Here is an 11018-nt window from a genome sequence, read left to right as displayed (position 1 = left end):
GGGGGGGCGCCACGGGGGGCCCGCCCCCGCCGGCCCGGGGGCGGCGCCCCCGCACCCCGCCCCCGGCGGCCCCGGCTGCGATCCCGCTTCTGGACCGCCGCGTACGGGCTGACCGCGCAACTGCTGGGGCTGGTGCCGGTGGTGGCCGCCCTGCCGGCGCTCGCCCTGCTCGGCTGGACGCTCGCGTACCGGCCGAACCTCGCCGCGGTGGCGGCCGCCGTCGCGGTGGCGACCGTCGCCTACCTCGTCGGCTATGCGCTGCTGGTGCTCGTCGCCGTCCGGGCGCTCAGCATCGGCCTGCGCGCCGGATACCACCCGGTGCGCGGCCGGGTGGCGTGGCAGGTGTGGGTGACCGAGCGGCTGATGGGCATGGCCCGGGTCGGGCTGTTCCCGCTCTACGCCAGCCTGTTCACGCCGGTGTGGCTGCGGCTGCTCGGCGCGAAGGTGGGTCGCGGCGTCGAGGCCTCGACGGTGCTCGCGCTCCCGGCGATGACCACGGTCGGCGCCGGCGCGTTCCTGGCCGACGACACCATGGTCGCCACGTACGAGCTGAGCCACGGCTGGCTGCGGGTCGCGCCGGCCCGGATCGGCAAGCAGGCGTTCCTCGGCAACTCCGGGATGGCGGCGCCCGGCCGGTCGGTGCCCAAGCGCGGCCTCGTCGGCGTGCTGTCGTCGGCGCCGCGCAAGGCGAAGAAGGGCTCGTCGTGGCTCGGCGCCCCGCCGATGCCGCTGCGCCGCACCGTGGAGCCGGCCGACACCAGCCGCACCTTCGACCCGCCGGTCCGGCTGAAACTGGCCCGCGCGGCGATCGAGCTGTGCCGTATCGTGCCGGTGATGATCGCCGCAGCCCTCGCCGTCAGCGTTCTCGCCGCGCTGGCGTCCGCGTGGCAGATCGCCGGGGCGTGGGCGGCCGCGCTGGCCGCCGGCCCGGTGCTGGTCGCCGCGGCGATCGTCGCCGCCGCGACCGCGACGGCCGCGAAGTGGCTGCTGGTCGGGCGGTTCAGGGTCGCCGATCGCGCGCTGTGGACCTCCTTCGTCTGGCGCAACGAGCTCGCCGACACGTTCGTCGAGGTGCTCGCCGCGCCGTGGCTGGTCCGCTTCGCCAGCGGAACCCCGCTGCTGACCGCGTGGCTGCGCACGCTCGGCGCGAAGATCGGCCGCGGCGTGTGGCTGGAGACCTACTGGCTGCCCGAGTACGACCTGGTGCGGCTCGGCGACGGCGCCACGGTGAATCGCGGTTGTGTGGTGCAGACCCACCTGTTCCATGATCGGGTGATGAGCATGGACGAGGTGACGCTGGGCGCGGGGGCCGCGCTCGGCCCGCACGGCATCGTGCTGCCCGGCGCGAGCATCGGGGCGCGGACCACCGTCGGCCCCGGCTCGCTGGTGACCCGCGGCGACGCCGTGCCCGAGGACAGCCGCTGGCTCGGCAACCCGATCGCGACCTGGTCGGCGCCGGCCGCCCGCCGGGCATGATCCGTAGGGTGCCGGGCGCTCGCGCCGCACTGCCCGGTGCCGACCATTCGACCGATTCATACCTTCCCCAGCACGGCAACGGCGGGTACCAGGTCCTGCACTACGACCTCGACCTCGACTACCGGGTCGTGTCCAACCGGCTCGCCGGCCGGGCCACCGTCACCGCGGTGGCCGGGCAGGCGCTGTCGCGCTTCACGCTCGACCTCGGCCGCTTCCGGGTCCAGGACGTCCGGGTGGACGGCCGCCCGGCGAAGTACGCGCACCGGCCGGACAAGCTGCAGATCCGGCCCGAGCGCCCCATCTTCGCCGGCGAGACCTTCCGGGTCGACATCCGGTACGGGGGCAAGCCGGTGCCCATCTCCGGCCGGTGGGGCGACGTCGGGTGGGACGAGCTCACCGACGGGGTGATCGTCGCCAGCCAGCCGAACGGCGCACCGTCGTGGTTCCCGTGCAACGACCGGCCGGGCGAGAAGGCCGCCTTCCGGGTGGCGGTCACGACCTCCTCGCCGTACGCCGTCCTGGTGACCGGCGACCTCGTGTCCCGGCGCCGCGGCGCGGGCAGCACCACCTGGGTGTACGAGCGCCGCGAGCCCACCGCCCCCTACCTGATGAGCGTGCAGATCGGCCGGTACGAACTGGTCGACCTCACCGCGGGCGGGGTCGTGCAGCGCGCCGCGATCCCGCGCGCCCTGCGGGCCGCGTTCGCGCACGATTTCGGCCGGCACGGCGAGATCATGGAGGTGCTGCAGCGGCTCTTCGGGCCGTACCCGTTCAACGACTACGTCGTCGTGGTCGCCGACGACATCCTCGACGACCCGATCGAGGCGCAGGGCATGGCGGTGTTCGGGCGCAACCACGTCGACGGGCGGCGCACCCACGAGCGGCTGGTCGTGCACGAGCTGGCGCATCAGTGGTTCGGCAACAGCCTCACGGTCGCGGACTGGCGGCACATCTGGCTCAACGAGGGCTTCGCCACCTACGCCGAGTGGCTGTGGTCGGGCGTCTGCGGCGACCTGCCGACGGACACCATGGCGGCCCGGTGGTACGCCCGCGTCGCGGCCCGCCCGGCGGACGTCGTCGTGGCGAATCCCGGCGCGGACCGGATGTTCGACCCGCTGGTCTACAAGCGCGGCGCGCTCACGCTGCACGCCCTGCGGAAGCGGGTCGGCGACGAGTCCTTCTTCGCGCTGCTGCGCTCCTGGGTCGCCGAGCACCGGCACGCGACCGTCACGACCGAGCAGTTCCGGGCGCACGCCCAGCGCTTCGCCAAGGAGCCGCTGAACGGCCTGTTCGCCGCCTGGCTCGACCGCCCGGCGCTACCCCCGCTGCCGCGGTAGCTGCGGATAGGGGCGCTCGTCGACGACGTTCTTCATCACGATCGTCGAGGTGAGCCGCTGCACGCCGGGCAGCGTGGCAAGTTTCTCGTCCCGGACGCGCTGGTAGGCGGCGAGGTCGGCGGTCGCCACGCGGACGATGTAGTCGGGGTCGCCGAAGAGCCGATCCGCGTGACGGACCTCGGCGACACGGGCGAGGCTTCGGTGACGGTGATGCGGCCGTCCGCCTCCAGGAGCGCAACAATCTTGCGATCAATGGCGTCCATGCGCCGGATTCTAGCTCGAATCGGTCGATTCGAGAATGAAGTAGCACAGTAGATGCGCGAGTCCTGACATATTCTTCCGGCGTCGGGAAATTGCCGCGAGAAACCGGGGCGGGCGCATGGGACATCTATTCGACTCCCTCCCGCTCATTGCGACGGCTTTCGGAATTCCGCAGTATCTGCCGCAGATCGCGAAACTGCGCCGCACCCGTGATCCCGCCGGGGTCTCCTGGTCCTGGGCCGCGCTCGCCGCGGTGAACAACGCGGCCTGGTTCGGCTACTTCGCGTCGGCCGGTTACCGGACGGCGCTGGTGCCGGCGACGGCGGCGACGCTCCTCGCGACGACGGTAGCGGTGCTGCTCGCCGGGCTGGGGCGCGCGGGCGTCCGCTCCGCGGCGTGGGTCGGCGGGTGGGCCGGCCTGCTGGCCGGCGCCGCCGCCGTCGCGGGTACCCGGGTGCTGGGTCTGCTGCTGGCGGCCGCCGCCATGGTCCAGGTCATGCCGTCGATCGTGACCGCGTACCGGACCCGGCGGCCCTCGGGGGTCTCGGCCGGCACCTGGCGCCTGACCCTCGGCGAGGTCTCCTGCTGGGCCGCGTACGGCCTGTACCGCTGCGATCCGCGCCTGATCGCGCTCGGCGTCACCGGCATCGTCGCGAGCGTCCTCATGCTCGCCCGGGTCCGGAAGCGATCATGGGCGTGCCCAACGACACATCGGCCGGGCGGCGAAGCCCTCGACCGGGGGTGACCAGCCAATCTGGACGGTCATCCGGGCGGGGTTGCCCGAACCGTCACCGTAAGGTTCCTTTTCGGTCACAGCTGATCATGATAGATTCGCCCGCGTGAATACGGGGATGAACGGTTCCGCATGACCCTGGCCAGGTATTTCGGCGCCTCAATTTCGGTACGGGAGTAATGCGGATGGGTTTCCAGTGAGCAATTTTCAACCTGGCCTCGGGCCAGAGGTGTCCGAGCCGTCGACCGCCGCCGGAAACCGCGCCCCGGCCACGTGGAAAAGGCGGGAGGTGCGCGGGTGCGCCGCGTCTGCCTGACCGTTCCGACGAACCGGGAGTGCACCGCCACGCTCGCCGAGGTGGTCGCGGAGGCCGCCTACGCCCGCGAGCACTTCGACGTCGAGGTCTGCCTGCTGGTCCTGGACTCCTCCGCGGACTTCGCGGCGCACGCGCGCACGCTGAGCGGTGCGGACGACGTCTGGCACCTGGACGAGCCCGCCCAGCGGGAGTTCCTGCGGCGGATGATCCGGCGCTCCGGCGTGGCCAAGCCCGACCTCGTCGCCGACCTGCTGCTGCCGGACCGCCTCTCGTACGGCGCCTGCACCAACCGGGCGTTCCTCATCGCGGCAGCGCTGGGCTGCGAGTCGGTGCACCGGCGCGACTCGGACAGCTTCTTCCAGACGTACCGGGGTGAGAAGGTCTTCCCGATCCACCCGGAGCTGCTGTCGCTCGGCCTGCCCGCGCACCGGGCCGGCGCCCTCGAGGACCGGCTGGACCCGTCCCTGCGGGACGCCACCGTCGCCATGGTCGGCGCGTCGTTCGTCGGCGAGATGTCCGTCGACCTCGGCGAGGTACGCGACCACGAGGCCTACTACGACCTGGTCAGCCTCTGGGCCGCCGACGGCACCTCGGAGCAGGAGAAACGCGCCCTGGTCGAGGAGTCGTTCACCGGCAGCGAGCCATTCGACGGCGACACCGCGGTGCTCGGCGTCGTCGACCCGATGCGGGTGGACATGCACAACATCAGCTTCCACGGGCTGCACGAGCGGATTCCGCTGCCGCCGGCGACCGACACCATCGGCAGCGACTACTTCCTCATCCACGTCGCGGACAAGGCCCGGCTGCCGGGCGTGCTGCACAACCGGCACATCGTCAATTTCCACACCGCCGAACGCAAGACCGACGCCGGTTTCGCCGCGTACCAGATGCGGTTCGCGAAGTTCATTCTGTCCATGTACTACCTCCACTTCATCTACGAGCGGATGACCGACGACGACCCGGCCGCGATCGCCGCGATCGTGCGGGAGAGCGCGTGGCGGAGCCGGGAACCCAACGAGGTCAAGATCGACCTCCTGGAGCGCGCGTACCGCGGGCTCGGCGGGCGGTTCGCGGCCGTCGCCGACGAGATCCGCGAACGCCGTGCGAGCCTGCTCGCCGAGGCATGCCGCGACATCGACGACTTCGCGCTGCTCATCGACGCGTGGGCGGCGCTGATCGAGGCCGCCCGCGGCACCAGCCTGCGCGATGACTGAGCCCTTCAACGTGGCCGGGGCGGCGGTCGGCGGCTTGGACACCCCTGGCCCGAGGGCAGGTCGAAAATTGCTCATGGAGCGCCCGCACGTCCGGTCCGCCCTCGCCGGCGCCGAGCGCGACCGGATCGTCTACGACCTCACCGGCATCGAGGCGCAGTACGACGCCCTGCGCGCCGAGCTGCCGGGCGTCACGGTGCGCTTCGCGATGAAGGCGTGCCCGGTGGACGAGGTCCTCGCCTGCCTGGCCGAGCGCGGCGCCGGATTCGACGCGGCCAGCCCCGGCGAGATCGAGCAGGCCCTGCGCACCGGGGCCGCCCCGGGGAACGTGCACTACGGCAACACCGTCAAGTCCGACTCGGAGATCGCCGCCGCGCACCGGCTGGGCATCACCACGTTCGCCACCGACTGCGTCGAGGACGTGCGGGCCGTCGCCCGGCACGCGCCGGGCGCCCGGGTGTTCTGCCGGCTGGCCACCACCGGCGACGGCGCGGTGTGGGGGCTCACCGGCAAGTGCGGCAGCGACGACCCGGTCGGCGTCCTGGACGAGGCGCGCCGGCACGGGCTGGTCCCCGCGGGCCTGTCCGTCCACGTCGGCTCGCAGCAGATGACCGTACGCGCGTGGCGCCGGGCCCTCGACGATCTCGCCGCCGTGCTGCCCCGGCTGGAGGCCCGGGGCATCCGCCTCGACCACGTCAACCTCGGCGGCGGGCTGCCCGCCGCCGGCTACCTCGACCGCGACGGCGGCCCGCTGACCCCGCCGACCGCGGAGATCTTCGCCGCCATCCGGGCCGGCCTGCGGCGGCTGCGGGACTCCGCGCGCGGCGACCTCGCCGTCGTCGTCGAGCCGGGGCGGCATCTCGTCGCCGACCACGGCACGATCCGCGCCCACGTCACCCGGCTGACCCGGCGCGGCCGGGTCTGGCTCTACCTGAGCTGCGGCCGCTTCAACGGGCTGTACGAGGGCGACCAGCTCCGCTACCGGATGGAGTTCCCGACCCGCACCGGCGGCGGCAGCGTCGCGGCCATCGTGGCCGGCCCCACCTGCGACAGCGACGACACGCTCGGCGGCGGCGCGCCGGTGCCCGTACCGGAGGATCTCGCCTCGGGGGACCCGGTGTGGATCCACTCCGCCGGCGCCTACGCCACCAGCTACACCACCCGGGGCTTCAACGGCTACGGCCCGCTGCCCTGCGTGACCGTCCGGGCGGAGCGGGTCCGGCCGATCGGCCCCGGCGACTGGAACACCATCGCCGCCCTGGAGGCGGGCGCCTACACCGCGGCCGGGCTCTCCGAGGGCCCCGACGTGCTGGAGTCCCGGGCCCGCAGCTCCCCGGCGACCTCGTTCGTCCTGGACGCCGGCGACCGGGTCGCCGGATACCTGCTCGCCCTGCCCTATCCGCCGTTCCGGTTCCCGGACCCGTCCCGCGCCGAGGACACCGTGTTCAGCTCGTCGAACCTGCACCTGCACGACATCGTCGTCGGCGACGGGTTCCGCGGCCGAGGCTGGGCGAAACGCATGCTGCGGCACCTCACCGACACCGCAAGATCCTTCCGGTACGAGCGGATCTCCCTGGTCGCCGTCGGCGGCACCGCGGGCTTCTGGTCGGCGCGCGGCTACCGCGCCCATCGCGAGATAGCCCTGCCGGCCGGATACGGCCCGGACGCCGTCTACATGTCCCGCACGATCGCCGACGAAAGCCGAGATTCATGCCCCGAATGAGCGAGCCTGCGAGCGAATCATCAGCTCGGCGCCCGGCCAAGGCGATGCCATGAGCGAGTTCCGGCGCTCTCAGCTCTCCATCGCCGCGCTGTTCTTCTCCCTCGGCTTTCAGTACTCGACGTGGGCGGCGCGCATCCCCGCGCTCACCGAACGCCTCGGCCTGAGCGCCGGCCAGGTGGGCGTGCTGCTGCTGGCGGCCGGCGTCGGCGCCCTGGTGTCGTTCCCCCTGGTCGCGAGGCTGATGGTGGTGCTCGGCTCCCGGCGTCTCGCCGTCGGGTCGGTGCTCGTCCTGGTCGCGGCCCTCGCGGGGCTGGCCACCGTACCGAATTATCCTTCCGCGCTGGCCGTGCTGCTCGTCGACGGCGTCGCGGTCGGCTGCCTCAACGTGGCCATGAACGCCCAGGGCGCCGCCCTGGAGGCGGCGTTCCAGCGCAACACGATGGCCCGGCTGCACGCGCTGTTCAGCGGCGGGATCCTCGCCGCCGCCCTGGTCGCCACCGGCGTCACCGCGCTCAGCGATTCGGTGACCCTGCACTTCACCATCGCCGGGGTCGTGCTGCTGCTGCTCGTGTTCGCCGCGCGGCCGGCCCTGCTGGAACGGGACCTGCCGGCCCCGGAGAAGCAGACCGGCCGCCGGTGGGCCCGGCCGTCCGGTGCCACCGTCTGGCTGGGACTGGCGATGCTCTTCGCCACCATCACCGAGGGCGCGATGACCGACTGGTCGGCCCTCTACCTCAAGGAGATCGCGCACGCCGCCGAGCACCTGCTGCCGCTGGGCATCGCGGTCACCTCGGCCATGATGGTGGCCGCGCGGCTGTTCGCCGACGGCTGGCGGGAGCGCTGGGGCGACAAGCGCGTCGTGCTGACCGGCGGCGTGCTGGCCGGCGCCGGGTTGGCGGTCGCGTTGCTGATCGGCGGCGTGGTCCCGGCGCTGGCCGGGTTCGCCTGCGTCGGGCTCGGCATGGCGGCGGTGTCGCCGTGCCTGTACGTGGCCGCCGCCCGCGAGGGCTCCGCCACGCTCACCCTGGTCGCGGCGATGGGCACCGGCGGGCTGCTCGCGGGCCCTCCGGTCATCGGCTTCATCGCCGAGGGCAGCAACCTGGCCTGGGGCCTGGGCGCGGTGGCGGTAACCGCCTGGCTGGGTGTCCTGTGCGTGCTGCCGATCCGCTGGTCCGGCCGCGCCGAGCGGCGCGACGAGCCGGCCGACCTGGACGGCAGCTGGGCGCAGGCCTAGTCCGCCAGATGCGCCCTAGCGCCCGGCGCGCACGATCGCGTCGAGGCGGGCCAGGGCCGGCATCCGCAACAGCTCGCGCCACGGCTGGAACAGCGGCTGCGGCAGCGTGTCCAGGTCGCACCAGGTCAGGTCGGCGAACTTGTCCGGCTCGCGGACGACGGGTTCGCCGCCGACCTCGTCGCCGACCATCCACACGGTCACGAAGTGCCGGCGCTCCCGGGCGAACACGTCGTTGGTGACCGCGAGCACTTCCGGGTTCGCGATCGTCAGGCCAGTCTCCTCCCACAGCTCACGGCGGGCCGCGGCGGCGAACGACTCGCCGAACTCCAGGTGCCCGCCGGGCAGCGACCACGTGCCCGCGCCGTGCGCGCCGTCGCGGCGGCCCATCAGGAAGGCGCCGCCGCGCACGGCGAACACGCCGACGCCGACCCGCACCGGCGGGTCGGCGGCATCCTCGTGGACGGTCATCGGCGGGTCAGAGACGCAGCTCGGCCCAGTTGAGCAGCCCGGCGCCGAGGTCGCGGACGGTCGCCAGCAGGCCGAGCCGGGCCTTGCGGATCGTCGGGTCGTCGGCCATGACGAACACGTCGTCGAAGAACTCCGCGATCGGGGCGACGATGCGGCTCGTCGCGGCGGTGAAGCGGACGAGGTCCGGTTCCGGCGACGAACGCAGGTCGTCCAGGGTGGCGGCGACCGCCTCGTGCAGCGCGACCTCGGCCGGCTCCTTCAACACCTCCGGGTCGTACCCGGCCGGGGTGTCCTGCGGGACGATGCGCCGGGCCCGCTGGATCGCCGCGACGACGGCGACGAAGTCCGAGTCGGCGGCGACGAGCGAGTCGAGCTGGTCGAGCAGGCCGGCGGCGAGCGACGGGCGGGCGTACTGCGGCAGGACCGCCCGGACCCGGTCGAGCGGGCGGTTCTCCTCGAGCAGATTCTGCTCGAACCGCTTGGCCAGGAACACGCCGCACGCGGCGAGGACCCCCTCGCTCACCGGAACCGGCTGAAGCGCGGCCGCGGCGGCGAGCGCGTCGTCGAGGTTGAGCGCGGCCAGGGCCGGGTGGGCCCGGTGCACGGCGACGAGGCCGAGCACGGCGCGCCGGACGGCGAACGGGTCGCTGCTGCTGGTCGGCAGCCCGACGGTGGCGGCGAGCCCGATGAACAGGTCGAGCCGGTCGGCGAGCGACAGCAGCGCGCCCTCGGTGCCGGCGGGCAGGTCGTCGCCGGTGTTGCGGGGCAGCTCGGCCTCGTGGACGGCCTGGGCGACGGCCTCGCTCTCGCCCGCGTTGAGCGCGTAGTCGCGGGCCATCACGCCGGCCAGGCTGGTCATCTCGGTGACCAGCTGGGAGCCGAGGTCGAACTTCACCAGCTCGGCGGCCCGCCGCAGGGTCGGCGAGTCCAGGCCGAGCGGCCCGGCCAGCGCGGTGGCGAGCGCGGCGATGCGCCCGGCGCGGTCGGCCATCGAGCCGAGCTTGTCGGTGAAGGTGAGCCGGGTGAGCCGCTCCCGCATCGCCGGCAGCGGGGTCTGGCGGTCGGCGCGGTAGAAGAACGCCGCGTCCTCGTAGCGGGCCCGCAGCACCGCCTCGTTGCCGGCCCGGACCAGGCCGACGTCGACCGGCCCGTTCGCGACGGTGACGAACATCGGCAGCAGCGCGCCGGCGGCGTCGCGGACGGGCAGGTAGCGCTGGTGCTTGCGCATCACGGAGGTGAGCACGGCCTCGGGCAGCGTCAGGTAGCCCGGGTCGAACGTGCCGAGCAGCGGCGTCGGCGCCTCGACGAGGTAGGTGATCTGGTTCAGCAGCGCCGCCTCGCCGTCCAGGTCGATGGCGCCCGCGGAGCGGACCAGATCGGCGGCGCCGCCGGCGATCGCCGCGCGGCGCGCCTCGGGGTCGGTGAGGATGCCGTTGGCGGCGAGGGTCTCGAGGAAGGTCTCCGCCGAGGCCACCGGGACGACCGGCGACGACGCCGTGCGCAGCACGCGGGTGGTGCGGCCGGCGGCCAGCGTCGACACCGCGACCGGCACGATGTCGTCGCCCCAGAGGGCGGTCAGCCAGCGCACCGGGCGGCTGAACGACAGCTGCGGGTCGTTCCACCGCATGTTCTTCGAGGCACGCAGACCGCTGACGATCTTCGAGAGCACGCCGGCGAGCACCTCGGGCGCCGAGCCTCCGGCCTCCTGCCGGACGACGACCGCGTGCAGCGCGCCCTTGACGTCGCGCTGCTCGACGTCGGCGAGGGTCGCGCCCTGTCCCTGCAGGAAGCCCTGCAGGGCCCGGGTGGGCGCGCCGTCGGCGCCGAACGCGGCCGCGACCTTCGGGCCCTTGACCACGCGTACGTGGTCCTCCTCCTTGGCCGCGACCGACGCGACCACCGCGATCAGGCGCCGCGGTGTCGCGAGGACCTCGATCTCGCCGTGGTGCAGCCGGGTCGCGGCGAGGCCGTCGGTGATCGCCTTGCGCAGCTCCTCGCGCGCGGCGCGGGCCTCGCTCGGCGGCAGCTCCTCGGTGCCGATCTCGAAGACCAGCGTGCGGGGCGTGTCGCCGGTCCGCACCGCAACGGCGGGTTCGGCGGGCTGGGCCGCCTCGACCAGGCCGAGGGGGTGTCCCTGCTCCTCGCGCCGGGCCTGCCACAGCTCGGCGACGTCGCCGGCGAGGCGGCGCATCCGGGCGAACTCGGCGGCCCGGTCGGCGGTCGAGACCGCGCCGCGCGAGTCGAGGACGTTGAACGCCT

Annotated in this window: 8 protein-coding genes and 1 pseudogene; 6 read left to right on the top strand and 3 right to left on the bottom strand. The window is 73.7% G+C overall.

The genetic code is table 11. The annotated features are described in order from the left end of the window. The coding region (locus tag AB0F10_RS40740) for a Pls/PosA family non-ribosomal peptide synthetase (RefSeq protein ID WP_360638432.1) at positions 1–1476 on the top strand (1476 nt) is incomplete at its 5' end. Further along, positions 1473–2813 (top strand): M1 family metallopeptidase, encoded by a 1341-nt coding sequence (locus AB0F10_RS40735; RefSeq protein WP_360638429.1) that lies wholly within the window; start codon positions 1473–1475, stop codon positions 2811–2813. The genes AB0F10_RS40740 and AB0F10_RS40735, both read left to right, overlap by 4 nt. Here AB0F10_RS40735 and AB0F10_RS40730 read toward each other — a convergent pair. Next, positions 2793–2957 (bottom strand): annotated as a pseudogene (locus tag AB0F10_RS40730) (Lrp/AsnC ligand binding domain-containing protein); the annotation flags it as partial. The gene AB0F10_RS40735 and the pseudogene AB0F10_RS40730 sit on opposite strands and share 21 nt — an antisense overlap. Before the next feature lie 235 nt (positions 2958–3192). Here AB0F10_RS40730 and AB0F10_RS40725 point away from each other — a divergent pair. From AB0F10_RS40725 to AB0F10_RS40710, 4 genes are all read left to right on the top strand, one after another. Next, the gene (locus tag AB0F10_RS40725) at positions 3193–3819 is read left to right on the top strand and encodes a hypothetical protein (RefSeq protein ID WP_360638426.1); all 627 of its coding nucleotides are present in this window, start codon (positions 3193–3195) and stop codon (positions 3817–3819) included. A gap of 285 nt (positions 3820–4104) precedes the next feature. Then, positions 4105–5337 (top strand): DUF6271 family protein, encoded by a 1233-nt coding sequence (locus AB0F10_RS40720; protein WP_360638423.1) that lies wholly within the window; start codon positions 4105–4107, stop codon positions 5335–5337. 73 nt (positions 5338–5410) lie between these two features. Next, on the top strand, positions 5411–7057 hold the full coding sequence (locus tag AB0F10_RS40715) for a GNAT family N-acetyltransferase (protein WP_360638420.1): 1647 nt from the start codon (positions 5411–5413) through the stop codon (positions 7055–7057). Positions 7058–7106: 49 nt separating this feature from the next. Beyond that, complete coding sequence (locus AB0F10_RS40710; RefSeq protein WP_360638417.1) at positions 7107–8291, top strand: MFS transporter; 1185 nt, start codon at positions 7107–7109, stop codon at positions 8289–8291. A gap of 15 nt (positions 8292–8306) precedes the next feature. Here AB0F10_RS40710 and AB0F10_RS40705 read toward each other — a convergent pair whose 3' ends face one another. Continuing rightward, entirely contained in the window at positions 8307–8759 is a 453-nt protein-coding gene (locus AB0F10_RS40705) for an NUDIX hydrolase (RefSeq protein WP_360638414.1), read from the bottom strand. A 7-nt stretch (positions 8760–8766) separates the two neighbouring features. Beyond that, the coding region (gene glyS, locus AB0F10_RS40700; RefSeq protein ID WP_360638411.1) for a glycine--tRNA ligase subunit beta at positions 8767–11018 on the bottom strand (2252 nt) is incomplete at its 5' end.

The sequence above is a fragment of the Actinoplanes sp. NPDC026623 genome, from assembly GCF_040638275.1.
Lineage (GTDB): Bacteria > Actinomycetota > Actinomycetes > Mycobacteriales > Micromonosporaceae > Actinoplanes.
Note: the sequence above shows the minus strand (reverse complement) of the source record. Positions and strands in the feature narration are given on the sequence as shown.

Bases quoted from the DNA above. Each gene is read 5' to 3' on its own strand.
- AB0F10_RS40725 (WP_360638426.1), top strand. From the start codon at position 3,193: ATGGGACATCTATTCGACTCCCTCCCGCTCATTGCGACGGCTTTCGGA.
- AB0F10_RS40735 (WP_360638429.1), top strand. From the start codon at position 1,473: ATGATCCGTAGGGTGCCGGGCGCTCGCGCCGCACTGCCCGGTGCCGAC.
- AB0F10_RS40715 (WP_360638420.1), top strand. From the start codon at position 5,411: ATGGAGCGCCCGCACGTCCGGTCCGCCCTCGCCGGCGCCGAGCGCGAC.
- AB0F10_RS40705 (WP_360638414.1), bottom strand. From the start codon at position 8,759: ATGACCGTCCACGAGGATGCCGCCGACCCGCCGGTGCGGGTCGGCGTC.
- AB0F10_RS40710 (WP_360638417.1), top strand. From the start codon at position 7,107: ATGAGCGAGTTCCGGCGCTCTCAGCTCTCCATCGCCGCGCTGTTCTTC.